The following is a 25,877-nucleotide window of genomic DNA, read 5'->3' as shown; positions in this document are numbered from 1 at the left end:
ATACTATAAATGAGCAAAACTATAATAGAGTTTGCTCATTTAAATCATACATAATAATTAGTTGCTAAATAGTGTGTTGAAATTATTCCAAATTTGTGCTTTAACTTCTTCATAAGGGATATTTTTTATAAAAGAAATCCATTTTATTATGTTTTTTACCTCGTCTGGATATACATATTTATTATTTTTTAAAGCTGTTGGTCCATCAGTTTCGGTGAAAATTCTACCTAAAGGAAGTAATTTTACTATTTCATTGGTAAGGCTGGAATGACCTATATCAATACTTATTGTAAAATAGCAGCCGTAATCTAAAAATTTTTTTAATGTATCCAAATCTCCGCTGTACCAATGAATAATAGGTGTCCTTAAGTTATATTTTTTTATAGTCTGTAGTACCTCATTTTCAGCTCCTTTTGTATGTATGTTGGTAATTTTATTGTATTTACTAGCTTTATCTGAAAAGTATTCAAAAACTCTATTCATATAAGGAAATTTTTCACTTTCTAAAACCCAGTGATAATCAAGACCTATTTCACCAATGACCTTGCACTCTTTTATATATTCATCAAAGGTATCCAGGTTTCTGTAGTTTTTATAAGCTTCCCAGGGGTGAATTCCAAAACAGGGGATTATGTTTTTGTGGGATATACTTAAATTTTTAGTGAAAAGGTAACTTTCCAGATTCATAGAACAACCCAGCGTTTTAATATTATCACAGTCTATTATGTTCAACGCCTTATTTAAATTCAAACTGTCCTTATAAAAGTCTAAATGGTTATGTGCATCAACAAACATATTTTACCTCCGTATAAATTATTTATTTTTATAGGAATCTAATTTTTTAATTAAATTATGCTTCAATATATAATCTGAGTACTCTAATTGATTTAATACATTTTCCTTTTCTGCTTTAAGTATATCATTTTTTGCGGTTTTGCTGTCTGTATTTATATCATAATATGCATCATCTTGAGAGGAATAGTAATAATTTTTATTTATAAAAGATCCATTTCTAAATATAACACTTTGATTTTCAGCATTGAATAAATCTTTTCCCAGCATTTCTTTCTCAGGTAAATCAAACAAATTGCATACAGTAGGATATATGTCCATTTGTCCTCCATAAACAGGGTTTACACCTTTTACAGATTCATCAGGAAAGTGGATAAACATAGGAACTTTTTGGAGTTTCTCCCACTCCACATCAGAGTGAGAATTCTTATTTAAGTATTCAAAAAGTTGCAATTGTTTATCTTTGGGTATTGCGTGGTGATCCCCATACAATATTACTACAGAATTTTTCAATATGCCTTCTTTATCTAATTCATCAAGAAACATTCCGAGCTGTTCATCTGTGTAATGTACAGCCTTTATATAATTACCTATAAGAGTATCCTTAAAGTCACCTGTATCAAAATCTCCATACTTGTTTACATCGTCGAAGGGAAAATGACTTGTAAGTGTTATTAAAAAGGCATAGTAGGGAGATTGCATTTTGTTTAGCTTATCTAAAGACTGGGTAAGAAAAGACTTATCACTTAACCCAAGTCCTATGGATTCATCCTGTTTATAGCTGCTTTTACCGTAAAATGTATCAAAACCAAATTTTTGATACATTATATTTCTATTCCAGAAATTTTCTCTAAATCCATGGAAGGCAGCGGTAGAATAGCCCCTACTCTTAAAATTTTCAGGCATTGCGTTATAATAGTTACTAGAATAAAGAAGATAAGCTGCCCCTGCTGAAGCAGGATACAATGAGGTATTTGTCATAAACTCTGCATCAGAAGTTCCGCCAGTAGCTGTTTGATAGTAGAAGTTATTGAAGTATTCAGATCTTTTTATCCACCCATTCAAATTTGGAGTTATTTCCTGACCATTAATAGAGCTATTTATAACAAAATTCTGCAGGGCTTCTACTTGAATCATTATTAGATTTTTATTTTTAGCAATACCCTTTAAATTTTCATGACTGGATTTATTTGATACCAGAAAGTTATGTATTTTGTCTAATTTCTCCTTAGAAACAGGAACAAGTTTATTTATATTTGCAGAAATGGTGTTATAAATATCCAGACAGTGATAATTCAGTATACCTAATTTTCTTGATATATACACCTTATTATACATAGTACTTAAAAGTCTAGGTTGCTCTTTAGATAAATTATAAAAACTTCTGTAATTTATTAAAAGTCCTAATATGAGCAATATTGAAAATATTGACAGCCTAAAGTTTAAGGAAAGCTTCTGACTGCTTTTGGATACATATCTATTGATAAAAGGAATTATAAATAAAATATCAAAAAGGTATAAAAAATCCTTAAAATCAATTAAGTTAATCACACTGGATTTTACTGCATTTAATTGAAATCCACTTATTAGCACAGGTATAGATATGAGATCTTTGAAATACCTAAAATAAATGGAATTACTAATTATAGCAATACTTATTATAAGATTACATAGATATAAAAATCTGGCACGCCCTTTGGTTTTAAAAATACAAGCTATAGAAGTAAAAATTAGCACAGAAGCAATAACTGGAATGAAGAGTTTGGCGGAAGATATGTATCCGGTTTCTATATGCCTTCCATATACTAAAATTTTAATTGTTACAATAACTATAAAAAAAATTATATCTATAAAATCTAAAAGAGAAAAGTTAAATTTATTCATAGCAATTACTCCTATTTTATAAATTTATCCGAATACGGTAATTAGTTAACCCCCAGCTTCTTCGAAGAAGTGGGGAATAAGATCTTCTAATGTTTAGATGGAGAAAAGCATTTCTTATGGGCAAACTTCACCTAAACCTTAGAATCACTTGATATACTATTATAATTATAATAAGATATCTAAAAATAAATGACAAGTTAAAGATAATAAGGATATTTCATATATACCTACCAAATATTCCTGTGAAAATTTTAAGACGCAATTATAAAATAATATGTTAACAAAATGAAAGAATTTTTTATATCTATTTACATAAATGTTGTAGTGTAGCATAATATATTTGTTATAGGAAAGTTAAAAGAACAAGGAGGGGCATATTTGATGACAGAAAGAAATGATAATCAAGAACAGCTCTCAGTAGATGAACAAGCTAAACAGCAGTTTTTAGAGGAACTTAAGAATAAAAATATGGAAGAAAAAAGAAAATTAGAAGAATTTAAAAATCAACAGGAAAAAAATCAATCGGGAGATGAACTGGAAAATATAGATGAAGATGACATAGCTGATGGGGATAGAGAAAAAGAGGATGCTGGTGAACAGGTAAATGAGATTGAGGATATAGGTTCAGATGGAGAAGTGGAGCCAGAGAAAAAAGGGGAGAGTGAACATGATGTGGTTGACGTGGAAAAAGATGAATTAAAACATAATTTGGAACATATGGATAAAAATGATGAATCCAATACAGAAAATGAAGCAAAAGAAGATGAAAATGAAAATAGTGTAGTTGAATTAGAAAATAAAGTACAAAAAGAGGATCAAAAAGTTTCCCACAGTAAATTTAAAGTAGCATTTTTGCCTAAAATTTTAAAAGCTTCTATAATAGATACAGCTATAACATCAATTGTTTCTTTAGCAGTTCTGTATTTATTTGATGTTATTTTAAGGCTTATGGGATATCAAGTGGCAGATATGAAAGGTATGTATATATTGATATTTATAATAGTATTGATTTTATATCCTTCTATAATGAGTAAATTTAAATACAAACAAACTATAGGACAAAAATTTAGTTAAATACTAAAATAAGAAAGGGAAGATTGTGAATTGAGAAAGGGTAATGAATATGAATTTTATATAGAAAAGCTTAAATTTCCAGCTATAGGAGTGGCAGAAAAAGATGGAACAACCGTATTTATAAAAAATACTCTTCCAGGTCAAAAAATAAAAGCTAGAATTAGTAGAAAAAAGAAAAACTATGTAGAAGCTAAAGTAACAGAAATAATTGAAAATGTAAAATATGCAAAGGAAGTATCATGCCCACACTTCTACCTTTGTGGTGGCTGTGTTTCTCAATTTATACCCTATGATAAACAAATTGAGCTAAAAAAGCAGCAGGTTTTAGATTTATTTCATTCTGCAGGTATTGAGAATTTTAAATTTTTAGGCATAGAAAAAAGCCCGGAAGAATTCGAATACAGAAATAAGATGGAATTTTCCTTTGGAGATGAGGAAAAAGACGGTGAGCTTACTCTGGGAATGCATGTTCAGGGAAAAGGATTTAGCATTGTAAACGTGGATCACTGTAAAATAGTTGATGAAGATTTTACAGTGGTGTTAGATAAAGTTGTAAAATATTTCAGGAGAATAGAATTACCTTATTATAGAGTGAGAAACCACAATGGATATTTAAGGAATTTGGTACTTAGAAAGGGTAAAAATACAGGAGAGCTTCTGATAAATATTGTAACTACTTCTCAGGTTGAATTTGATTTCAGCGAAATCACTGAAATATTAAAAAATTTAGAATATAAAGGTAAATTATCAGGTATAGTTCATACTGTAAACGATAGTCTATCGGATGTAGTCCAGATAGATAGACTGGAAGTTTTGTACGGCAGGGATTATATTATGGAGGAAATTTTAGGCCTAAAATTTAAAATATCGCCTAAGACCTTCTTTCAAACTAATTCTAAGGGAGCAGAAAAATTATATGGCATAGTTAAAGAGTTTTTAGGGGATGTGTCCTCAAAGACAGTATTTGATCTATACTGTGGTACTGGAACTATAGCGCAGATAATAGCCTCCAATGCAAAAAAAGTAATAGGAGTGGAACTTGTAGAGGAAGCAGTGAAATCCGCCAATGAAAATGCCTGTCTAAACAAAATAGAAAACTGTGAATTTATAGCGGGAGATGTGGCAAAGGTAGTAAAAACTTTAAAGGATAAACCGGATTTAATAATACTTGATCCACCAAGGCCTGGAATCCATCCTAAAGCATTGAGACAAATTATTGATTTTAATGTAAATGAAATAATCTATGTATCCTGTAACCCTAAGACCTTAGTTGAAGATTTAAAAGTGTTAATAAATGGAGGTTATGAAATAGATAAAGTAAAGCTTATGGATATGTTTCCGCATACGTATCATGTGGAGACGGTAGTATTGATGTCAAGGGTAGAGAAATAAGAGTGTAATAGTGCTTGATATAAAGGGATTTCCGTGATTTTGAACCAAATTTAAACTAGGTTCAAGGTCACGGAATTTTTTATTGTAAGAACATATCTAAAATCATAAAAACACAAGGTTGTGTAGATGTTATTACTTTTTGGCTAGTGAGTTGACAAAATTACTGTCAAAGATGTGGTGAGTGGATAAAATTACTGTAAAAGAAGTTACGAGTTGACGATATTAATGCAATATAAAAAGAGGTGTTATCATCACACTAGAAAATCTAACAATAATTAATTGATATTAAGCGAAACCCGGTTTAAAACCGGTAATTTAATAATAAATTATGCGATAACTTAATTTTTGCATTGACTTTTGCGCTTAAAATTAGTATAATAAAGAACGAGGATTTGCGAGAAAGGAGTAGAACCATGCAACTTTCATATAAAAAACTTTGGAAATTACTTATAGATAGAGATTTAAAAAAGAAAGATTTGAGTAAGATGGCAGGGATTAGTTCAACCTGTATAGCCAAGCTTGGACGAAATGAAAATGTTAATACGAACATCCTTGTGAAAATATGTAACGCACTTGAATGCGACATCAGCGATATTTTAGAGTTGACAGAGACTGCTTCAGATGATGGAGGTAATCATGAATAATAGCTTAAAACAAAGGATGCAAGAAGAAGGGTTTCAGTTAGTGAGTATAGACTTATTCGCAGGCCCGGGGGGGCTTTGCACAGGCTTTAAGTGGGCTGGTATATTGCCACTGTTGGCTGTTGAATGGACAGATACAACCGCAGAAACATATTCTATAAGCCATAATGCTGAAGTATTTGAACTTGCAAAATACACTACGGAGAACGGAAATGATGAGGCATATCTTCAATCATTTATGCATGAAAGCACACAAACTTTACTCATACACGGCGATATCAACCTAGTAAGTAGCCAAATGATAAAAAGTTTCTTATTGGCTCGATATGGGATTGATTCTGAAAATGAAACGGTGGACATTGTATCTGGAGGGGCGCCTTGTGAGAGTTTCAGTATAGCAGGGACAAGAACTGTTGGAGATGAACGAGATGATTTGTTCAGCAACATCATAAGAATTGCAAGAACAGTAAATACTAAAGCAATTCTCTTTGAGAATGTGAAAGGAATGTTCTCCAAGTCAAAGAATGGTGTTAAGGGAGCAATATTTCAATATATTTGTGACTCATTTGAAGATGAAAAAGTTACTCCGAGTTACAGACTTGTATCAAGAAATCAAGATGAGATTTTGCTCAGAGCAAGTGACTATGGTGTCCCTCAAACGAGAGAAAGGTTATTCTTAGTTGCGATTAGAAGGGATCTAAAGAATATCGAATTTCATTACCCAGAAAAAACTCATGGCCCTGGATGCGATAAGCCGTTTGTTACATCAGGCGATGCAATTTCAGATTTGCCGATTGTAGGTATGGGTGAAGAATCTACGAATTACATATATCCGAAAACATTCCAGAATGAAAACCAAGAATGGTATGTATCAATCATGCGAGGTAATTATGATGGAAATGGAATACATTCTCGTTCGCCACAACATTTGATTGATAGTGGTCTATATGATGAATATAGTATAAGTTGCCATAAAGGGCCAGGGCACATAAAAAGAAAACAAGATTTGCTGGCGCTTATTGGTGAACGAGAAAGTATGCGCTCCACATTTGACAAGTTAACGGAAAACGGAGAAATTGACAAGTACAGACATCTTTTTCCGAAGACAATATACGGAAGCAGAAATAGAAGACTGTCAATAGATGAACCGAGTTTCACAGTTACATCACATTGTCTCGATGAGATAATCCATCCGACAATCAATCGAGCCATAACTCCAAGGGAGGCGGCTCGCCTACAGAGTTTTCCAGATTGGTATCAATTTGCTGGACCATATGTACTATTTCATGGAGCTAAAGAACAGGATAAGTATGAACAGATCGGCGATGCAATACCACCTTTACTTGCGTATGCAATTGCTCGACAGTTTGTAGATTGTTTGCCTAAACAAATATAAAAAAGAGGGTTAGTAGTCAATGTTAGATTACTAACCCTCTTTGCTATTTAAGTATCTTGCATTTTAGCTGAATGCTTTCACCTCTTCTCTTTGAAGGGTATGTCCAACTAAAAAGAGTCCCGAAACTTCCTGAAACGCCTTTATCAACAAGCATTTCATAATAAGAGGATAAACGATGTATCGTTGCAGTATCATCATTATTATCGTATGTAAGTATAAAATCTGCACATTGCGTGATAGGATTGCCCCCACCGCCTACTCCACCTAATACCCAAAGAGATAGCTTCTTAAGATAAGGTTTAATCCTTTCGGTAAGAAGATTGCAGTTCTCTTCTCCAAAAGCAGAAAGACTGCCAGCGCTTTGAAATTCATTTAAAAGAACTCTAAGTTCTTGATTTTCGGGATCCAATACATTTGCAAAGGTGTCAGCCGTATATTGATGAACGCTTACACTTTTATCACTGCTCCTTTTGCAACTAATTGTGTAATAAGCTTTATAACCTTCTTTGTTTGTTATTTCTACTAAGACATCTGTTTTGGGATTTCCGCCGCTTGGCAATTTACCTATTATACGTTTATCTGAAGTTGCTTTAATCTCACATATGTCATCCGAGTCTAATTCAAAGCAATCTACAATATTTTTGAACATACCGAAGTGCACACCTTCTAGTGTTGCAGCGTTCGTTTTCCACTTGCGTAAATTTTCTGGATAGCTTAATATTGCAGCCACCCTGCTTTCAAAGCTGTTACCTTGAATATCTTTAATCTGACCATCTGTTTTGTCTTTGATAGCATATACTTCTATAAAATTAGCTACTTGATTCTGCGAAATTACTGCATCTATAGCTGAATATTCATCATTGTTAGCATATTTCATATTCTGACGCACAAATTCACTTTCGCCCGGAACCGCATCGGGATATACGAGATAAACCTTTTTTATTGAATCTTCAATTTCCTTTAAATTTTTAGCGTCCCATTGCTGCCCTTTTATACGGTCGGTTCTCATAGATGTGGTAGTAAATAAAGCCCATTTTGTTTCATCATTAAATTCAATTAAAAAAGGGGCGTAGAACTGCGTATCATTGTTATAACCTGGTTTTCCAATTCGATACGTTTTAATAAAGGATTTGATATAGCCTGCATCTTTACAATGTTCCAATATTGATTCTAAACTTTCCTGAGCACTTTGACCGTGTTGTTGTTTGTCCGCATTTGTAAAAGCCATTGTTTTAGCCTCCTTTAATTATCCATTGTTTCAATTATATCTTCTAGCTTACAATCAAGCGATTCGCAAATTTTCAAAAGAACATCGGTGGTAATGTTCGCACCTTTGCCAAGTTTAGCAATGGAAGCAGCACTGATTCCAGCCGCCTCTTTTAAGTCCTGTTTATTCATTTCTTTGTCAATTAACATTTTCCATAACTTGTTATAGCTGATACGCATTTTGCACCTCCTTGTTTCATAGTAAAAAATCAAGTGAATCATCTTGTTGTTTATCAGTGAGATAGTTTTTTAAGAGTTCTACATCTTTGCTTATATCTCGTGGCTTGATTCGGTTGATTACCTTTTCTTCAACCTCGGGAGTCCAATAAATCTTTAATTTTTCTCTTGCTCTCGTAATTGCAGTGTAGAAAATATTGTGAGTTACTAATTCTTCGACCTCATCAGTGATTACTATTTTAACAGAGTCATATTCCAAGCCTTGTGCTTTATGGATAGATACGGCGTAAGCAACTTGGAATGGGACTGCTGTGCTGGAATCCTCGCCATCCTCATCAGCACTTTTTAGTTTATGAACATAAAATCTAATTAAAGACTTTTCTTCTTCCTCGAAACATTCAAGAAGTTCGAGATCCAAACCTAAAACATCACTTTCATCTACAGCCTTTTCTATTTCAACATCAAATTGAATACGCTCTTCCATAGTGCCTGCATCTATAATTTCTACCCCTTGAAGTATGCCTTTCATGTTGTTGTGTATAATGGGGCGGAATCTGTCTGAGTCGAGGAAAAGAATAGGGTCTCCGACTTTATATTGTTGAATATCCCAAGTGACGGCAGGGTTATGGTTACTCTCTTGTAGGAATCTGTTAATATTGTTAATTCCGTATAGGCCATCATAATTTAAGCAGAGAATAGCCTCGCCTTTTTCAAGAGAGGAGAGTAGGGTTTCATCAACTTTCAAAGAGTAACTTTCTCTCTCGATAACTTCTTTTGCTGTATCCTCCATATGTCTAACCTTGTCCCAAAGTTCAAGTAATCGCTTGTCCTTAGTTCGATGAGGCTGTGTAAGTTCAAAAACAGCACTTTCAGGTAAGAATGATTTTAATACAGAGAACCAGTTACCAAATTGAATAGCATCTATTTGATAAGTATCTCCGACTAACAATAGCATTTTAAAATTTGCTTTTTCTAGCACTTTAACCATGTCTTTATTGCTAACAGTACTACATTCATCTACAACTAACAGTTCATATTCTGTGATATTAGAACCTTGACTCAGAAAACTTGCAATTGTTGAAAAAGTTGTATTATCAGCATCAATCTTTCTCATCAAGTTTTCTTTTGCAGGATTTGTCTGTGTTAAATAAAGTTTTTCTTTAGCATTTAGATAGTGGGAAACATGGTTTATCAGTGTAGATTTCCCTACACCAGCAGAACCATATATTACACCAACTCTTGATTCTGAGAAAATACTGTTGATGATATCTTTCTTTTCGTCACAATCAATTTTGTAGTCATCAAGAAGCAACCAAATGTCAACATCATCGGAGTAATTTTCAATGCCCGATTCAGCTAACTTTTGTAATTTCTCAATTATTTTGCAGGTATCCAACTTGTAGTCATTTATAAACACTTGATTATGTTCAAGCATCAAATCACTTTCTGGTCTATGCCCAGACCAAAGGCTATCGTTATATTTGGTTATAAGGATTTTATAATCGGGGAAATTGCTAAGTTCATCAATATTGGTGAATAGCTGACCTTTACCTTCCGTATTATTTCTTATAAATCTAGCGAACAATTCAGGGCGTTTATCCTTACAAGGAATGCAATCGAAGACAGCACTTAGTTTGGGATTATGACCAAGAGGTGATCTATTAAATGGTAGAGAATCAAACTGCCTGCAACCGTTTGCAAAATACAACCCAGAAAGAAGGTTATTTCCAGCATTCACCCACTCCTCACGATATCTATCATAGTAGCCAGATGAATACTGGCTCTTGATGATGACATTGTTCATGTTATAAAGAAGATATCGCAGCACATTTTGTCCATTGCGGCCACTTCGTATAAGATTTCTGCAGTAATCTAAAATAGGAATAAATACCGGAGAATTAAGATTGTTTTTCCATTCGAGCGTAATTTTATCATACGCCTTATCCGGGAAGTCCATTAGATCATTAAGTGTAAATTTCTTTTTAGTAAGAAAGTCACAGATTAATCGTTGCTCCGGGTAAGGTACTCTTTTTTTCTCGCCCTTTATTAACAAAACAAAATTTTTAAACTCACAGTCACGGATTGACACTTCCCAACCATCAATAATGATAATTGGCATTGTCTTGCCTAGAATTTCTATTGAATCCTGTACAAGATGGAATCTGGATGCGTAGTTGCTTTTAACAGGTATTTTTGTAAAAGCAATTACTCTGTTAGATTTAGATTTGTTTTTTCTATCATCTACAGGAGCAAATGTGATTTCATAATATATTTTTCTGTTTAAAAACAGAGGCTTTGTCTTCTGTATATAATATTTGTTGCTTTCATAACCATCTGTCCTTACAGGGTACTGTTCAATCTTTTCAGAGATTTTTGCATAGTATTCCTGCAATGTATCATCTAGGTGTAGAGGAAACTTATCTAAATTATGTAGTATCTGTATACCATAATATTGGCTAAGTAGATTTTTGGCTTCTAGCAGGTATTGATAATACTTCAGCATTAAGCGTTCTGAGCCATCTTCATCTAAAGTATATTGAGTGGTAACAATTTGTAGATAGTTGCGAAATTTATATAAAGTGTTTATTTCACTGGTTACTTGAGCAAATTCGACTGCTTTAGCTATATTTTCTTCACTAATGGAGATATCTCTGCTGTTAGCATAAAACTTGAGCATAATATGATTTACGAGCTTCATTAACTGCTCTAAAATATCTTGAGATATAGCACCACGAGATGAGTCTTCAATATTATCTAAATGCCTACATATTACATTGTCTATTTTTCGGATAGACTCATCTATCGTTGGCATCGACATCCTCCTTTCTGTTTAATAAAATTCTCCATCGTCCCAATCATCAATGAAAGCATCATACGGAAATGCTCCAGCAAATGAGTCAGGATGAAGTTTTACATACAAGTTTCTTATTCTTGTTCTTGTTTGCTTGATGAAGAATGGTTCAGCACCATCGGTCAAAAGACAGTTGCTGAGTTGATTTAATTCTCCAAGCAAGCTAAATACATATGATTTCAAAGTGGGGTTATTGAATGCGTCAGCTTTTGTACTCCATTTTGTTTTATACAAGGCTTGTACTTTATTTGGTAACGACATATCTATTAATGAAACACCGTAGCTTTCCCCAATCATAGTAAACATGATTTCATCATAATCTGCTGTAAATTCTTGAAGCAACTCATTATCTTCAGAAGAATATGGATTTTTGTCAGAATGTTGTTCGTCAGGAAGTTCAACAGAACCTGTGCCAGTGTCCTTTTTGGATGCTGGCTTTTTTCTTTTGGTTTGAGCAGCAGTCCTTATTATATTTACAAAGAGTTCAGCTATTTCATCACCAACATTATTGATAGTAATGTTGGGCAAGAACACAGTAAATTGCTCGCATAAAGCTATTTGAGCGGATTCTTCAGTATTAAAAATAAATGAAGAAAACTCAACAGGGTCTATATATGAAACCATCGCTTTTGATATTTTGCTGATGCTTGTTGACCCATTGGCATAAGCTTTGAAAGTTGAATCTCCATAATCATCAAGTATGTCTTTTCCGTTTTCAGTAAGTATTGCATCAAAGAGTGTTTTTACATAGGTATGAATGCCACTTTTTCCACCGATTATTGGTCGTGTCATGCTTACGAATTCTACAAAATTCATCTATTCCACCCCCTTTTATCGAAGCCTACCCAAGCCTACCCGTGCCTACCTATGGCTACCAAGCCAATATTCTATAATTAAAAGCGTAAAAACAAGTAAAAGAACACTGGCGAAAGTGGTTGGGTTTATGGGAATTGGTCTACTGCATATTATATCAGAAAAATATGAAAAAATCTACACTTTCACAACTTATTTATATGCGTTCGCAGAAATGAAAAATAAGTTTGATTGCTTTTGCTTATCTTTTTACATTTAGCTGATCTCATCAAAGATAAGATTTCAGGTCGGTTGGAAAGCGGGGTGAAGTTCTTGGTCAAAAATACAAAGCAAACATCAAGACCAGTTGCTATGGAAAAACTGAAAAATCTGTTTCAGGAAGTGTTTTAGCACAAACAAAACCTAGTAAAAAATAATTCACCAAAATGATAGGCAGCGACAGGTTTATTTAATCAGCCTGCTTATCCCCTTTTTAAGGGACAAACCCGAACGGGCTTAATAAGCTCAACAATAAATCTCAATGTCCAAGTGCGCATTAGGACGGCGGGATGCATAAGAGTTCAGAACACAGTGATAAAGACTGTGTTTGGAATGAAGATGCACCCACCGTGATTTCGTGCGCCCATTTTAAGGACAAGCGGAGTCTGTGGTCATCTTCACCGCAGGCTCTTTTTGTATTCCGCCGCCCAATGTCGGGACGGAAAGGAATACTTAATGAAGATTCGAGTTCTGTATGAAGAAAACATCAAAAACGGCCACAAGTTCTACACCACAATTGATATTCCGGATGAAGATTACAGCATCATGCTGGATATCGACTATGAGCAGCGTCTTGCAGAAGCAAAGCCAGAAAAGAAGGCTGAAGTAAAGCGTTGTGAGACCGTGCAGGAAATGTTCGACCTCATGAACAGTAAGGAATACAACGGCTGGCGCAGGGAAACCAGGTATATTGACTCCAATCCCAAGATGAAGAAGTTAAGTGGTAAGAGGGGATATATCCAGGCTGAACCAGATGATGAGTCCTTTAACATTATGGATTATCTCTGTACCACTTCTGATGACGAGACACGCAGTAAAGATTACGAACACGAGGCTGTTTGCCAACTGGTACATAAGGCACTTGGTAAAAAGAAAGATTGGATAGATATGTTCATCGCAGTACGCATTGATGGCATACCGATCCGTGAATATGCTCGCTCTATCGGTGCTGACGAGAACAACATCACACAGAAATTAAAGCGAGCAACAAAAAAACTTAAAGAATTTTTAGAAAACCATCAGATTTGACCTTCTCCCAAGGCTACCAGTTAGGAGGTCAAGACCTCCCCCAAAAATTATAAGGAGGTAATTCTGATGAGAGAATTAATACCTAAAGACAAATATGGTGTATTTGCCGACACCAAGGATACGGCAAGAGTAGATAGCTTGTTTGTTGCTGAGTTCTTTGAAAAGGAGCATAAAAATGTTCTGCGTGATATTGCTAAAATCACTGACCCCAATTCTGGGTTAAGCAGAGAATTTGCTCAGCTCAATTTTGAGCCGACCTCATACACGGATGGTTGGAACAGAAAGCAAAAGGCTTATGCCATGACTCGTGACGGTTTCACTATGTTAGTCATGGGATATACGGGACAAAAAGCAATGAAGTTCAAAGAGTTATACATCAAACGCTTTAATGAAATGGAGCAGTTTGTTAAGACACTTGTTTCAGCCCGTAAAGAGTTCCCTTTGCTGACAGACAACATTAAGCTGCTTCACGAAAATCCCAAGCCATATCATTTCAGTAATGAATGCGACATGATTAACCGCATTGTTACCGGGATGTCTGCAAAGCAATTTAGAATAGCCAACGGTATCGAAAAAGGTAAAAGCATCCGTCCCTACCTATCCGATGAGCAGATTACGATGCTTGAAACTTTGCAGAAAGTGGATGTGGGTTTGTTAGTAGCTGTTCCGGACTATCAGCAGCGAAAGCGTCATCTGGAATGGTACAAGTTGAAGATGGAAGAAAACGCAAATTAAGGAGGGTAATTATTATGTTTTATGTGAAAGAAAAATTGAACGATACCATGGAGGTATCCATTGAAATAACAGATGAGAATGTATTTTGTCATTGTCCTATGTGTGGCACTGAGGTGTCAGTAGACATTGCAGAAATTTTAAGTGACGGAGAGAGCGATCTATTCGGCACGGCAGTATTTTGTGATGAATGTGGCAAGAAAATTAGAGCCGGAGGCAGACATTATGAGCATAAATAAACTTAATTCAGAAGGATACCATGATCCGACTCCACATGAAGCACTTACCAATGTAACCCGTGAGGAAAAGGCAGCAGCAAAAGCTGCCTTCAAGCCTCTTGTCTATATCTGCTCTCCCTTTAGCGGCGATATAGAAAACAATAATAAGCGGACACGGGAGTTCTGTCGTTTCGCATTAGAAAAAGGAAATATCCCTCTTGCTCCCCATCTTATGTTTCCTCAGTTTATGGATGACAGCAACGAGAAAGAGCGTGACCTCGCTATTTTCATGGATATTATCTTGATGGGAAAATGCCAAGAGGTCTGGGTTTTAGGTGATGTTATTTCAAGGGGTATGAGTATTGAAATTGAAAAAGCAAAGAAACGCAGACAGCCGGTTAGATATTTCAATAAAGATTTTGAGGAGGTAGAGGCTCTATGAGTGAAATAAAAGCAATACAGACCAAATATAAAGGTTACCTCTTCCGTTCAAGGCTTGAGGCTCGTTGGGCGGTATTCTTCGATTGCTGTGGTGTCGAATATGAGTATGAACCCGAAGGCTATGACCTAGGAAACGGTTTGATGTATCTTCCGGATTTTCTTCTTCATGGTGTAGATGGTAGAGATGGCGGTGACCTTTATGTTGAGGTTAAGGGTCAGATGACCGAGGACGATGCGAAGAAGATTAACCGTTTCTACGAGTTAGGGAAAGAAGATCCTGATGCTTACGGAAAGTCAAAGACCGCAATCCTTGTGGTTGGCAATATTCCAAGTGGTGGGGATATTGACGATATCCTTTGGTGCATTGAAAGTGAAGCTTATGCAAACAACGGAGATTGGCCTAATAGCTACAATTTTGAGACCATTGACGGTGACCACTTTGCTGCATATCCGGGAATCAACAAGAACGGTAAGTTCGAACTCTTTGGTGATGATTCTAACTACCTCTGCGATATGGATCGCAAGGCAACAGAGAAAGCTTACCGTATTGCCAGGCAGGCAAGGTTTGAGCATGGGGAAAGACCGCGTTTGAAAGGAGGGTTCTAAATGCGAGAATTAGCGATTGCCTATGGGAACAATCGGCAGGCAAAGAAATGGGTCAATAAGACCACCTCTTTTGATGAGTTGAAAGAAAGGTTGAAAGTTACTATCCGAACAACGGAATCTGCCGAAGAATATGCCAAGTTCAGCAAGGCACAAAAAGATAATGCGAAAGACCATGGAGGTTTCGTTGCAGGTGCGCTCAAAGGCGGTCGTAGAAAAATTGACACTGTGGAAATACGTTCTATGGTTGCTCTGGATGGAGATAGGATAGATAAAACTTTTCTTGAAAACTATGAAACCAGCACACCTTATACCTCTGTTCTTTATACAACGCATAGCAGTACTGATGCAAACCCAAGAGTCCGTCTTATCTTTCCTCTTACAAGGGATGTGACTCCAGAAGAGTTTGTAGCGGTTTCAAGATACCTTGCACAGATGCTCGGCATTGATTATTTCGATGAATGTTCCTATCAGCCGAATCAGCTGATGTACTGGCCGTCCACTCCGTCAAACGGGAGTTTTGTATATAAGGAAGTAGATAAAAATTGGCTCAACCCGGATGAAATATTAAATGCTCACCCTGAATGGACAGATCCTACGAGGCTGCCGACTTCATCCAGGGAGAGCAAGGCAAATACAGTAGCAAATCAGAAGGTGCAAGACCCTCTTGAGAAGGACGGCATTGTCGGACTTTTTAACAGGGTTTATTTCCCTATATCAAAAGCAATCGAAGCGTTTCTGTCTGATGTATATGAGCCGACAGAAAACGAGAACAGGTATCACCTTATCGAATCAAGCAGTATAGCAGGTGTCGAAATTAAAGAAGATGGCAAATTCGTATACAGCCATCATGCCAAGGACCCGGCATACCTTAAACTCTGCAATGCGTTTGACATCGTGCGTATCCATAAGTTCGGTGACGATGATGATAAGAAATCCTTTAGGGATATGTGTGAGTATGCCATGCAGGTTGATGAAGTAAAAGTCCTTGCTGCAAACGAGCGTCTTGCGTTAGCTGAGGTAGATTTTTCTGCAGACGGTTATGACTGGAAGACGAGACTTAAATATCAACCCAAGACAAGCTTACTTGAAAACAGCGTGTACAACTTAAATCTTATCCTAAATAATGATCCGGATTTTGCGAGTTTTGCACATAACGAACTGGCAAACCGTATCCAAGTCACAGGCCCACTTCCTTGGGAGAGACCGGAGGGTAACAAGTTCTGGCGAGATGCCGATACAGCACAGCTTAAGTCCATTATTGATATACGTTACCTTCCTTTTTCAAGCCGTAATCATGACGTGGCATTTACCAAAATTGCTGATGATAGACGTTTCCATCCGATACGGGATTACCTTGATTCCCTTCCTGCATGGGATGGAACAAAACGTGTAGAGGATGTTTTTATCAAATATCTAAAGGCTGATGATACCGAATATATTCGCACAGTCACCAGAAAGACCTTTGCAGCAGCTGTTGCACGCATCTATGTTCCTGGTATTAAATTTGACTGTGTTCCCGTACTTGATGGTGATCAAGGTATAGGTAAAAGCACAATTGTTAAAGACCTTGTAACCGCAGATTATTACTCTGAAACTCTATCCCTTACCGATATGGATGATAAGTCTGGTGCTGAAAAACTGCAGGGATTCTGGGTGGTTGAAATCGGAGAACTTGCCGGAATGAGAAAAGCGGATATAGAAAAGGTTAAAGCATTCCTCTCAACCTCAGATGATAAATACCGACCATCCTATGGCAAAGTTGTGGAAAGCCATCCAAGACAGTGCATCGTCATTGCAACGGTTAACGGTGAGCGTGGATATCTGCGCGACATCACAGGTAACCGCCGTTTTTGGATTATTAAGGTGCATCAGAAAAAACAGAAAAAGACTTGGAGTTTTACAGAGGAATATAGACAGCAGTTTTGGGCTGAAGCAAAAGAAATATGGAAGTGCGGCGAAAAGTTGTATCTCGAAGGTGACATTTTAGAAGAAGCTGAAAAGGCGCAAAAGGGTGCGATGGAAACTGATGAGCGTGTCGGCATGGTGGAAGAGTACCTTAATACGCCTTTACCTGCGGACTGGGATGATATGGATTTGTTTGCCCGCCGTAACTACTTGAACGGCAGTGAGTTTGGAGGTACCCAGCATATAGGAACTATTGCACGTACGTCAGTAAGCAATGCAGAGATATGGTGTGAATGCCTAAATCATAGTCTCTCTGACTTAAAGACCACGGACAGCTATCAGATTGCCGCACTCATGGCTCAGGTTTCTGGGTGGGAGCGAACCACTAATATCAAGCGTTTGCCAATTTACGGCAGGCAGCGTTTGTACCAGAAAACTACTTAAGCGTGACACACACAACACAACTTTTTCTCTTATATTCAAAATGGTTTTTTATAAATAAGAAAGTTAAATCTTGTGAGCGCACACCCGCGTAAGTAAATATAGGGAAAGGTTGTGAAAATTGTGTCCTTGTGTCAGATGGGAGGTAAAAGTGACTGAAAAACATATAGAGAAAAAACTGGTAGCAGCAGTAAAAAACATGGGAGGCATTGCCCCGAAGTTTGTAAGTCCAGGGTTTAATGGTATGCCAGACCGCCTTGTGCTACTTCCTATGGGCAGGATCGCATTTGTTGAATTAAAAGCACCGGGCAAAATGATGCGTCCTCTGCAAGTAAGGCGAAAAAGACAACTGGAAGCGTTAGGTTTTTCAGTTTACTGCATTGATAGCATAGAGCAGATTGATGAAGTGTTACGAACGATGGGAGGTGATGCCGAATGAAGTTCATACCACATGATTATCAGCAGTATGCGATTGATTTTATCGAGAGCAAGCCAATATCTGCAATATTCCTTGATATGGGCTTAGGTTAGGAAAAACTGCAATCACTCTTACTGCATTGTTTGACTTATGCCTTGATAAATTTGAAATAAGAAAGGTTCTTGTGATTGCACCATTAAGAGTTGCATCTCAAACATGGCCTGCGGAAATAAAAAAGTGGGATCACCTAAAAGGATTATCCTACTCTGTGGCTGTAGGAACGGAGAAAGATAGAATCAATGCCCTTATGAAAAGAGCCACCATTTATATTATTAACCGTGAAAATGTAGACTGGCTTGTCAACAAAAGCGGTATCCCATTTGACTTCGATATGGTTGTCATTGATGAGCTATCTTCTTTTAAGTCCTATGGTGCCAAGCGGTTCAAGAGCCTTCTGAAAGTTAGACCATCTGTAAGAAGAATTGTAGGTCTTACGGGAACACCTTCAAGTAACGGACTTATGGATTTATGGGCAGAATTTCGTGTCCTTGATTTAGGTCAAAGGCTTGGAAGGTACATAACACACTACCGTAGTGCCTACTTTGTGCCGGATAAACGTAATGCTGAGATTATCTTTTCATATAAGCCGCTGCTGGGTGCTGAAGAAAAGATATACAGTCAAATATCTGATATTACGATATCCATGAAGTCCTCGGATTACCTTAAAATGCCTGAATGCTTCGTAAATGAAGTTCCTGTGTATCTGAATGAAAAGGAATGGAGCATTTATTCTGATTTTCGAGATGAGATGGTTGCAAATTTAGGTAACGAAGAAATCGATGCGGTAAATGCGGCAGTGCTTTCCGGTAAACTCTTACAGATGGCCAACGGTGCCGTCTATGATGATAAAAATAAGGTGCATTTGATTCATGATAGAAAACTAGATGCCTTGGAGGACTTGATTGAAGGAGCAAACGGCAAACCGGTGCTTGTTGCCTACTGGTATAAGCATGACCTGGAGCGTATCCAGAAGAGATTTACCGTTAGGCAGATAAAGGCATCGAAGGATATTGAAGATTGGAATAAGGGCAGTGTTCCTATCGCCGTTATCCACCCGGCAAGTGCAGGACACGGTCTTAATCTTCAAAGTGGCGGTTCTACTCTTATATGGTTTGGACTTACTTGGTCTTTGGAGTTATATCAGCAAACCAATGCCCGCCTTTACAGGCAAGGTCAAAATGAAACAGTTGTGATTCACCACATTATTGCCAAAGACACCATAGATGAAGATGTAATTGTAGCACTTACCAGAAAAGAAAAAACGCAAGCCTCTTTAATTGATGCTGTTAAGGCAAAATTGGAGGTGGTGCGATGACTGACCCTTATGAGCAACTTGCAAATGCCATTATCCTGCAAGCAGTCAAGGATTATAGGGATGCACTAAAGAAACTGAAAAAACGTCCCCGATATGATCCTGCGAAGGACATGATATCCGAGGTGGAGAGGTTCTTCGATTCTGATTGGTATAGAGAACTTACCTCTGTTGATGGGAATTTCCTAATCAAAAATTTAAGATCGGAGGTAAGAGAAGAATGAAAGTAAAGGAATATTTACACCAAGCGTATCGGCTTGATAAAAGAATAGAATCTGACATCGAGGAAATGGAGTGCCTTAGAGAAATGGCAACAAGTGTATCATCGCCAAGTTGGGATGAAAAGGTGCAAACTTCACGAAGTACAGATGCCAAGTTTGTAAGGTGTTTAGAGCGAATTATGGATTTGGAAAGAAAGATAAATGCCGAAGTCGATAACCTTGTAGCACTTAAAGAACAGATAAGGTGTGTTATTAACGAGGTTGCAGACACGGATGAACGCATGGTTCTACGATATCGTTATGTTCATAACTTCACCTGGGAACAAATCGGTGATGAACTCAATGCCGACAGAACAACGGTTTATAGGTGGCATAATGCAGCACTTAATCATGTGACCCTTCCCGAAAATCCTATTAAAATATAGTTTGCACATTCTGCAACACTTTGCAACAAGATACCACTATTGCATCTGTGTTATTATATAATCAGCAAAATAGAATAGATTCCAAGCCTTGCGGGTTCGTCCTGCAGGGCTTTTTCTATGCCCAAAAAAGCGAGGTGAAACGATGCCTTACAAACCAAAGCGTCCTTGTTCTTATCCCGGTTGCGGTCGGCTTGCTGACAGCGAGCAATACTGTGCCGAGCATAAAAAGGCAATGGACAAACATTACAACCAATATGAACGCGATCCTGCCTCCAATAAAAAATACGGTCGTGCATGGAAACGCATCCGTGACCGCTACATCAAGTCGCATCCTCTTTGTGAGGAGTGCGAGAAACAAGGCAGGCTCACTCCCGCCGAAGAGGTACACCACATCCTCCCCTTATCCAAAGGCGGAGGAAATGAGAAGAGCAATCTCATGGCTCTTTGTAAATCCTGTCACTCAAGGATTACTGCCGAGAGCGGTGACCGGTGGGGGCGGTAAAATCTTCAAAACTATTTAAAGCGGACAGCGGCGTGGGGCTTCGTGTGAAAAAATGCGGTTTCAAACGAGGGAATAGCCCCACCCCTGCAAGTGAGGTGATTATATGGCAAAAGACGGTACAAATCGAGGTGGCGCTCGTGTCGGTGCAGGCGCGAAAAAGAAACCACTGGCTGACAAAATCGCCGAAGGCAATCCAGGAGGCAGGAAACTGACCGTGATGGAATTTCAAGATACAGCAGACCTAAAGGGAATTGAAATGCCCGAGCCTAATAAAATGCTTGAAGCGATACAAAAAGACGGCAAGGCACTGGTTGCAGGAGAAATTTACAGAAATACATGGACGTGGCTGAACGAGCGTGGATGTGCTGCTCTCGTCTCGCCGCAGCTTTTAGAGCGATACGCCATGAGCGTGGCTCGTTGGATTCAATGTGAGGAAGCGGTAACTGAGTATGGGTTTTTAGCGAAGCATCCTACAACAGGTAACGCCATTCAAAGCCCCTATGTGGCAATTGGCCACAATTATGAAAAACAAACAAAGATCCTGTGGATGGAGATTTATCAGATCGTCAAAGAAAATTGCACCGGAGATTACAAAGGTGTTAACCCACAGAATGATGTAATGGAACGTCTGCTCAGAGCAAGGCGAGGAAAATAAATAAGAATGGAGAAAAATATGATTACTTATAAAACAGCAGAAAGTGTTTGTGCTGGGCATCCGGATAAACTTTGTGACCTCATTGCTGATAATATTCTGGATGCTTGTATGCGTAAGGATAAAGCTTCTCGTGTGGCTTGTGAGGTCATGGCTACTAAAGGAAAAATTATCGTAGCGGGCGAAATCACCTGCAGCGGTAAAGTGGATATCCGTTTCATCGTAAAAAATGTACTTCGAGAGGTCGGATATAATCCCTGGAAGTTCGCAGTATTTGTGTTCGTACATCATCAAAGTGCAGACATTGCGGCGGGTGTAGATACTGCACTTGAAGTGCGAAATGGTATTACTGACCCATATGGTTCTATAGGAGCCGGGGATCAAGGTACGGTTTACGGTTATGCGACAAACGAAACAAGTAAGAACCTTCCCCTCCCGTTGGTACTTTCTCATCGTATCGTAAAGCGTATTGATGATTGCCGTAAGGGAAAACTCATCAAAGGAATTTTACCGGATGGTAAAGCACAGGTCACGGTGGAATATAAGGACGGTAAGCCAAGACGTGTTAAGACGATTGTAGTTTCAGTCCAGCATGATAAGGACAAAACCCAGGAAGAACTGAGTTCAGATATCCAAAATAATGTACTTTGGCAGTGCTTTGAGGATTTTCCATTTGATGATGGTACCGAAATCCTTATTAACCCCTCCGGAAGATTTGTCGAGGGTGGTCCTGCTGCCGACACAGGATTGACTGGCAGAAAAATCATGGTTGATACCTATGGTGGCCTTGCATCCCACGGCGGAGGTGCCCTTTGTGGCAAGGACCCAACTAAGGTTGACCGAAGTGGTGCCTACATGGCACGGTACATTGCAAAGAATATTGTTTGGAGCGGTCTTGCAGAAAAATGCGAGGTCGCTCTTTCTTATGCAATCGGCAAGGCAAACCCTGTGGCTGTTGATGTGACTTCCTTTGGTACAGGTAAGATCACCGATGATCAGCTTTCCAATATTGTGCAGGAGGTATTTAACCTAAGACCTGCCGCAATCATTGAAAAACTACATTTAAGAAATGCTATCTATTCCGATACAGCGGTTTACGGACATTTTAATTCCAGTCTGTTCCCCTGGGAGAATGTCAATATGTACACAAATATAAGAAAGGCGGCTGAATTATATGCAGATAGAAAAACTGAAAACTGAGCTATTGATTCCAGCCGACTATAATCCTCGTAAAGATTTGAAGCCGGGTGACCCAGAATATGAAAAGCTAAAACGCTCCATCGTACAATTCGGCTATGTTGAACCCGTTATATGGAATAAGACCACATCTCATGTGGTCGGTGGCCATCAGCGCTTGAAGGTGCTACTTGATATGGGCATCACCGAAGTTGAGTGTGTGGTTATTGAAATGAACGAGGAAAAAGAAAAAGCTCTCAATATCGCCCTCAATAAAATAAGCGGTGACTGGGATAAAGACAAATTGATGCTTTTAATTGCTGATCTGCAAGGAACTGACTTTGACGTATCCCTCACCGGATTTGAGCCTGCTGAACTGGATGCGTTGTTTAAGGATTCGCTTAAGGATGGTATTCATGAAGATGACTTCGATGTAGATGCAGAACTGCAAAAGCCTGCACTCACCAAACAAGGTGATGTTTGGAAACTCGGACAGCACAGGCTCGTCTGCGGTGATTCCACCAAGGCTGACACTTTCACACTACTGATGGATGGCAAACTTGCAAACCTCGTGATAACTGACCCTCCGTACAATGTTAACTACGAAGGCTCGGCGGGAAAAATCAAAAATGACAATATGGGAAATGAAGCGTTTTATACCTTCTTGCTCTCGGCTTTTCAAAACACCGAAGCAGCAATGGCAAAGGATGCTTCTATTTATGTGTTCCATGCGGATACTGAAGGTTTGAATTTCAGAAAGTCATTCTCTGATGCTGGTTTCTATCTTTCCGGTACTTGCATTTGGAAAAAGCAGTCACTTGTTCTCGGCCGCTCGCCTTATCAATGGCAGCATGAGCCTGTTCTTTTCGGTTGGAAGAAGTCCGGCAAGCACAACTGGTATGCCGATAGAAAACAAACTACTATATGGGAATTTGAGAAGCCAAAGAAAAATGCTGACCATCCGACCATGAAACCTGTGGCATTGGTGGCCTATCCAATCTTAAATAGCAGTTTGTCTAATTGCATTGTACTTGATCCTTTTGGTGGCAGTGGTTCTACCCTTATCGCTTGTGAGCAAACGGATAGGATATGCTATACCATTGAACTGGATGAAAAATATTGTGATGTCATTGTAAAGAGATATATAGAGCAAGTCGGAAACTCTGATGGTGTATTTCTTTTGAGAGATGGCTCGGAAATCCGATATAGTGATCTGCCGGAGGTGGGTGCTGATGAAGCATAAACTGACCCTCGGCTCGCTTTTTGACGGCAGTGGCGGTTTTCCCTTGGGCGGTCTGCTCTGTGACATCGAGCCGTTATGGGCATCCGAAATTGAGCCGTTTCCTTTACGGGTTACAACCAAAAGGCTGCCTTTTATGAAACACTATGGTGATGTCTCTTGCCTGGATGGCGGCAAGATAGAACCGGTTGATATAATTACATTTGGCTCACCTTGTCAGGATATGTCTGTGGCGGGTAAGCGTGATGGCTTGGACGGAGAGCGTTCAAGTCTTTTTTATGACGCCATTCGAATTGTAAAAGAAATGAGGTGTGCAACAGATGGTAAATATCCAAGATACATCGTCTGGGAAAACGTGCCGGGTGCTTTCTCCTCAAACAAAGGAGAGGACTTCAGATGTGTCCTTGAAAGCATCTGTCACATCAAAGATGAAACCTTATCAGTTCCTAAAGCTGATAAATGGAGGCAAGCAGGAAGTATTGTGGGAGAGCATTTCTCCCTTGCCTGGCGAGTGCTTGATGCTCAATACTGGGGAGTTCCCCAACGAAGAAAACGCATCTTCCTTGTCGCAGATTTTGCAGGTGGGAGTGCCGGAGAAATACTATTTAAGTCAGAAGGCTTGTCTGGGTATTCTAAGGAGAGCTTCCGCGCGTGGCAAGGAACTGCCGATTGTTTTGAAAACGGCATTAGAGAAACAGGCACAAGCAGTTTGATTTTGAATGACCAGGGTGGCAATCGGATGGATATCACGGAAGATGTCACTTGTACACTTCGAGCAGAGGCACATCATCCACCTTGTGTTATGGATGCAGCCGTTTTTGATAATCACGGAAGAGATACTCGTTTTACGGGACCGATTGATGTTGCACCAACAATATCAGCCACCTATGGGACAGGCGGTAATAATCAGCCTTTTGTAGTCGGTGACACACCAAAAACTCTCAAAATCCGATCTGGTTGTGAGGGCGGTGGCAAAGGTGCTCTTATCCAGAATAATAAATCGGCTACCCTATCCTGCAATAATGACCAGACGTTATTTGTACCGAAAGCTTATGGCATCTGTTCTAAAGAAAGCAATGCTATGAAATCATCTAATCCCAACAGCGGAGTGTATGAGGCCGATACTTCACGAACTATTGATGGAAATGGAGGAAACCCTACCTGCAATCAAGGTGGTATTGCTATTGTAGAAAGCTATGCTCTGCAAGGCTCCATGATTGGAAGAAAGGATAAGAACGGGCCACAGGGTGACGGGGTTAATGAAAATATAAGTTTTACATTAAATACTGTAGATAAGCACGCTGTTGTTTTCGCTATTGATAGAGAATCTTTCAACTGCGGTCAAAATTATGCCAGAAATCTTGGGATTACAGAAGACGGAATATCATCGACACTAAATGCACAGGGGCCAAGTGCTGTAGCAACTCCTACCTACTCTTCAAGCAAGGCATCATTTTTTACTGCCGCTGAAGAAGAACTTGCCAATACACTGGTTGCTACTGACTATAAAGACCCTCCGCTTATAAACGATACAGACGGCACCCTATACACGGTCAGAAGGTTAACTCCGACCGAATGTGCAAGGCTTCAAGGTTTCCCGGACTGGTGGTGTAGTGATCTTGCAACAAAAAATCCAACCATGGATGACTTACGCACTTGGTATGAAATATTCGAAACGCATCGCAAGGTTACGGGAAGGTCAACTAAGTCTAAGACTTTAAAACAGATATCCAAGTGGCTTAAAAATCCACATTCCGATTCTGCGGAATATAAGATGTGGGGCAACGGAGTGGCACTTCCATGTGTATATTTTGTTTTATCGGGCATTGTGTTGTTTTCACAGAATACCGCCGACTAATCACTAAATCTTTTCTACAGATAATGCTCTAAATGACTTGCTATTTACAGCGTTCAGAGTGATATATGTAGTACCGAAAAATGAAAGGCGGTATAAA

General features: G+C 38.3%; 24 protein-coding genes and 1 pseudogene. 19 read left to right on the top strand and 6 right to left on the bottom strand.

Going from position 1 to position 25,877, the window contains the following annotated elements; translation table 11 throughout:
- Window positions 1-57: 57 nt before the first annotated feature.
- Together AB3K27_RS14710 and AB3K27_RS14705 are read right to left on the bottom strand one after the other, a co-directional pair.
- A complete protein-coding gene (locus AB3K27_RS14710; RefSeq protein WP_368488152.1) occupies window positions 58-795 on the bottom strand; it encodes a TatD family hydrolase in 738 nt (245 codons plus the stop codon).
- Window positions 796-813: 18 nt separating this feature from the next.
- On the bottom strand, window positions 814-2,676 hold the full coding sequence (locus tag AB3K27_RS14705; protein ID WP_368488151.1) for an LTA synthase family protein: 1,863 nt from the start codon (window positions 2,674-2,676) through the stop codon (window positions 814-816).
- Between the two features lie 381 nt (window positions 2,677-3,057).
- Here AB3K27_RS14705 and AB3K27_RS14700 point away from each other — a divergent pair, with 381 nt between their 5' ends.
- From AB3K27_RS14700 to AB3K27_RS14685, 4 genes are all read left to right on the top strand, one after another.
- Window positions 3,058-3,750 carry a hypothetical protein gene (locus tag AB3K27_RS14700; RefSeq protein ID WP_368488150.1) on the top strand — a complete coding sequence of 231 codons (693 nt, stop codon included), beginning with the start codon at window positions 3,058-3,060 and terminating at the stop codon, window positions 3,748-3,750.
- A gap of 30 nt (window positions 3,751-3,780) precedes the next feature.
- The gene (gene rlmD / locus AB3K27_RS14695) at window positions 3,781-5,142 is read left to right on the top strand and encodes a 23S rRNA (uracil(1939)-C(5))-methyltransferase RlmD (protein ID WP_368488149.1); all 1,362 of its coding nucleotides are present in this window, start codon (window positions 3,781-3,783) and stop codon (window positions 5,140-5,142) included.
- Window positions 5,143-5,555: 413 nt separating this feature from the next.
- Complete coding sequence (locus AB3K27_RS14690) at window positions 5,556-5,786, top strand: helix-turn-helix domain-containing protein (RefSeq protein WP_368488148.1); 231 nt, start codon at window positions 5,556-5,558, stop codon at window positions 5,784-5,786.
- Window positions 5,779-7,179, top strand: coding sequence for a DNA cytosine methyltransferase (locus AB3K27_RS14685; RefSeq protein WP_368488147.1), 1,401 nt, complete (start codon window positions 5,779-5,781; stop codon window positions 7,177-7,179). Before AB3K27_RS14690 ends, AB3K27_RS14685 begins: the two co-directional genes overlap by 8 nt.
- 43 nt (window positions 7,180-7,222) lie before the next feature.
- Here the strand turns inward: AB3K27_RS14685 and AB3K27_RS14680 are convergent, their stop codons facing one another.
- The 4 genes from AB3K27_RS14680 to AB3K27_RS14665 are packed head-to-tail and all read right to left on the bottom strand — an operon-like array spanning window position 7,223 to window position 12,289.
- Complete coding sequence (locus AB3K27_RS14680; protein WP_368488146.1) at window positions 7,223-8,407, bottom strand: MspI family type II restriction endonuclease; 1,185 nt, start codon at window positions 8,405-8,407, stop codon at window positions 7,223-7,225.
- 14 nt (window positions 8,408-8,421) lie between these two features.
- Entirely contained in the window at window positions 8,422-8,625 is a 204-nt protein-coding gene (locus AB3K27_RS14675) for a helix-turn-helix domain-containing protein (protein WP_368488145.1), read from the bottom strand.
- A gap of 16 nt (window positions 8,626-8,641) precedes the next feature.
- Window positions 8,642-11,434: an ATP-dependent RecD-like DNA helicase gene (locus AB3K27_RS14670; RefSeq protein ID WP_368488144.1), complete on the bottom strand. Its 2,793-nt coding sequence runs from the start codon at window positions 11,432-11,434 to the stop codon at window positions 8,642-8,644.
- Window positions 11,435-11,452: 18 nt separating this feature from the next.
- Entirely contained in the window at window positions 11,453-12,289 is an 837-nt protein-coding gene (locus AB3K27_RS14665; protein ID WP_368488143.1) for a hypothetical protein, read from the bottom strand.
- A gap of 711 nt (window positions 12,290-13,000) precedes the next feature.
- On the opposite strand from AB3K27_RS14665, the gene AB3K27_RS14660 reads away from it, so the two are divergent.
- The 15 genes and pseudogenes from AB3K27_RS14660 (at window position 13,001) to AB3K27_RS14590 (ending at window position 25,780) form a co-directional block, all read left to right on the top strand.
- The gene (locus AB3K27_RS14660; protein ID WP_368488142.1) at window positions 13,001-13,573 is read left to right on the top strand and encodes a sigma-70 family RNA polymerase sigma factor; all 573 of its coding nucleotides are present in this window, start codon (window positions 13,001-13,003) and stop codon (window positions 13,571-13,573) included.
- A gap of 66 nt (window positions 13,574-13,639) precedes the next feature.
- Complete coding sequence (locus AB3K27_RS14655; protein ID WP_368488141.1) at window positions 13,640-14,308, top strand: Rha family transcriptional regulator; 669 nt, start codon at window positions 13,640-13,642, stop codon at window positions 14,306-14,308.
- Window positions 14,309-14,322: 14 nt separating this feature from the next.
- A complete protein-coding gene (locus AB3K27_RS14650) occupies window positions 14,323-14,544 on the top strand; it encodes a hypothetical protein (protein ID WP_368488140.1) in 222 nt (73 codons plus the stop codon).
- Window positions 14,531-14,965, top strand: coding sequence for a DUF4406 domain-containing protein (locus AB3K27_RS14645; protein ID WP_368488139.1), 435 nt, complete (start codon window positions 14,531-14,533; stop codon window positions 14,963-14,965). Before AB3K27_RS14650 ends, AB3K27_RS14645 begins: the two co-directional genes overlap by 14 nt.
- A complete protein-coding gene (locus AB3K27_RS14640; protein WP_368488138.1) occupies window positions 14,962-15,570 on the top strand; it encodes a hypothetical protein in 609 nt (202 codons plus the stop codon). Before AB3K27_RS14645 ends, AB3K27_RS14640 begins: the two co-directional genes overlap by 4 nt.
- The gene (locus AB3K27_RS14635) at window positions 15,571-17,919 is read left to right on the top strand and encodes a VapE domain-containing protein (RefSeq protein ID WP_368488137.1); all 2,349 of its coding nucleotides are present in this window, start codon (window positions 15,571-15,573) and stop codon (window positions 17,917-17,919) included.
- Between the two features lie 148 nt (window positions 17,920-18,067).
- A complete protein-coding gene (locus AB3K27_RS14630; protein WP_368488136.1) occupies window positions 18,068-18,355 on the top strand; it encodes a VRR-NUC domain-containing protein in 288 nt (95 codons plus the stop codon).
- Window positions 18,352-19,709 (top strand): annotated as a pseudogene (locus AB3K27_RS14625) (SNF2-related protein). The gene AB3K27_RS14630 and the pseudogene AB3K27_RS14625 overlap by 4 nt, the downstream one beginning before the upstream one ends.
- On the top strand, window positions 19,706-19,930 hold the full coding sequence (locus AB3K27_RS14620; protein WP_368488135.1) for a hypothetical protein: 225 nt from the start codon (window positions 19,706-19,708) through the stop codon (window positions 19,928-19,930). The pseudogene AB3K27_RS14625 and the gene AB3K27_RS14620 overlap by 4 nt, the downstream one beginning before the upstream one ends.
- Complete coding sequence (locus tag AB3K27_RS14615) at window positions 19,927-20,352, top strand: DUF1492 domain-containing protein (protein WP_368488134.1); 426 nt, start codon at window positions 19,927-19,929, stop codon at window positions 20,350-20,352. The genes AB3K27_RS14620 and AB3K27_RS14615 overlap by 4 nt, the downstream gene beginning before the upstream one ends.
- A 142-nt stretch (window positions 20,353-20,494) precedes the next feature.
- Window positions 20,495-20,854 carry an HNH endonuclease gene (locus AB3K27_RS14610; RefSeq protein ID WP_368488133.1) on the top strand — a complete coding sequence of 120 codons (360 nt, stop codon included), beginning with the start codon at window positions 20,495-20,497 and terminating at the stop codon, window positions 20,852-20,854.
- A gap of 103 nt (window positions 20,855-20,957) precedes the next feature.
- Entirely contained in the window at window positions 20,958-21,509 is a 552-nt protein-coding gene (locus AB3K27_RS14605) for a P27 family phage terminase small subunit (protein ID WP_368488132.1), read from the top strand.
- Window positions 21,510-21,515: 6 nt separating this feature from the next.
- Window positions 21,516-22,706, top strand: a complete 1,191-nt coding sequence (gene metK, locus AB3K27_RS14600; protein ID WP_368488131.1) for a methionine adenosyltransferase — start codon at window positions 21,516-21,518, stop codon at window positions 22,704-22,706.
- Window positions 22,681-23,925, top strand: coding sequence for a site-specific DNA-methyltransferase (locus tag AB3K27_RS14595; protein ID WP_368488130.1), 1,245 nt, complete (start codon window positions 22,681-22,683; stop codon window positions 23,923-23,925). Before metK ends, AB3K27_RS14595 begins: the two co-directional genes overlap by 26 nt.
- Window positions 23,915-25,780, top strand: coding sequence for a DNA cytosine methyltransferase (locus AB3K27_RS14590; protein ID WP_368488129.1), 1,866 nt, complete (start codon window positions 23,915-23,917; stop codon window positions 25,778-25,780). Before AB3K27_RS14595 ends, AB3K27_RS14590 begins: the two co-directional genes overlap by 11 nt.
- Window positions 25,781-25,877 lie beyond the last annotated feature (97 nt).

The organism is Clostridium sp. BJN0013, from assembly GCF_040939125.1.
Taxonomy (GTDB): Bacteria; Bacillota; Clostridia; order Clostridiales; family Clostridiaceae; genus Clostridium_B.
This window is presented reverse-complemented; position numbering and strand designations above follow the sequence as displayed.

Excerpts from the sequence above, each read along its gene's own strand:
- AB3K27_RS14710 (WP_368488152.1), bottom strand. The coding sequence starts at position 795 with ATGTTTGTTGATGCACATAACCATTTAGACTTTTATAAGGACAGTTTG.
- AB3K27_RS14705 (WP_368488151.1), bottom strand. The coding sequence starts at position 2,676 with ATGAATAAATTTAACTTTTCTCTTTTAGATTTTATAGATATAATTTTT.
- AB3K27_RS14700 (WP_368488150.1), top strand. The coding sequence starts at position 3,058 with ATGACAGAAAGAAATGATAATCAAGAACAGCTCTCAGTAGATGAACAA.
- AB3K27_RS14690 (WP_368488148.1), top strand. The coding sequence starts at position 5,556 with ATGCAACTTTCATATAAAAAACTTTGGAAATTACTTATAGATAGAGAT.
- AB3K27_RS14685 (WP_368488147.1), top strand. The coding sequence starts at position 5,779 with ATGAATAATAGCTTAAAACAAAGGATGCAAGAAGAAGGGTTTCAGTTA.
- AB3K27_RS14680 (WP_368488146.1), bottom strand. The coding sequence starts at position 8,407 with ATGGCTTTTACAAATGCGGACAAACAACAACACGGTCAAAGTGCTCAG.
- AB3K27_RS14675 (WP_368488145.1), bottom strand. The coding sequence starts at position 8,625 with ATGCGTATCAGCTATAACAAGTTATGGAAAATGTTAATTGACAAAGAA.
- AB3K27_RS14670 (WP_368488144.1), bottom strand. The coding sequence starts at position 11,434 with ATGCCAACGATAGATGAGTCTATCCGAAAAATAGACAATGTAATATGT.
- AB3K27_RS14665 (WP_368488143.1), bottom strand. The coding sequence starts at position 12,289 with ATGAATTTTGTAGAATTCGTAAGCATGACACGACCAATAATCGGTGGA.
- AB3K27_RS14660 (WP_368488142.1), top strand. The coding sequence starts at position 13,001 with ATGAAGATTCGAGTTCTGTATGAAGAAAACATCAAAAACGGCCACAAG.
- AB3K27_RS14655 (WP_368488141.1), top strand. The coding sequence starts at position 13,640 with ATGAGAGAATTAATACCTAAAGACAAATATGGTGTATTTGCCGACACC.
- AB3K27_RS14650 (WP_368488140.1), top strand. The coding sequence starts at position 14,323 with ATGTTTTATGTGAAAGAAAAATTGAACGATACCATGGAGGTATCCATT.
- AB3K27_RS14645 (WP_368488139.1), top strand. The coding sequence starts at position 14,531 with ATGAGCATAAATAAACTTAATTCAGAAGGATACCATGATCCGACTCCA.
- AB3K27_RS14640 (WP_368488138.1), top strand. The coding sequence starts at position 14,962 with ATGAGTGAAATAAAAGCAATACAGACCAAATATAAAGGTTACCTCTTC.
- AB3K27_RS14635 (WP_368488137.1), top strand. The coding sequence starts at position 15,571 with ATGCGAGAATTAGCGATTGCCTATGGGAACAATCGGCAGGCAAAGAAA.
- AB3K27_RS14620 (WP_368488135.1), top strand. The coding sequence starts at position 19,706 with ATGACTGACCCTTATGAGCAACTTGCAAATGCCATTATCCTGCAAGCA.
- AB3K27_RS14615 (WP_368488134.1), top strand. The coding sequence starts at position 19,927 with ATGAAAGTAAAGGAATATTTACACCAAGCGTATCGGCTTGATAAAAGA.
- AB3K27_RS14610 (WP_368488133.1), top strand. The coding sequence starts at position 20,495 with ATGCCTTACAAACCAAAGCGTCCTTGTTCTTATCCCGGTTGCGGTCGG.
- AB3K27_RS14605 (WP_368488132.1), top strand. The coding sequence starts at position 20,958 with ATGGCAAAAGACGGTACAAATCGAGGTGGCGCTCGTGTCGGTGCAGGC.
- metK (WP_368488131.1), top strand. The coding sequence starts at position 21,516 with ATGGAGAAAAATATGATTACTTATAAAACAGCAGAAAGTGTTTGTGCT.
- AB3K27_RS14595 (WP_368488130.1), top strand. The coding sequence starts at position 22,681 with ATGCAGATAGAAAAACTGAAAACTGAGCTATTGATTCCAGCCGACTAT.
- AB3K27_RS14590 (WP_368488129.1), top strand. The coding sequence starts at position 23,915 with ATGAAGCATAAACTGACCCTCGGCTCGCTTTTTGACGGCAGTGGCGGT.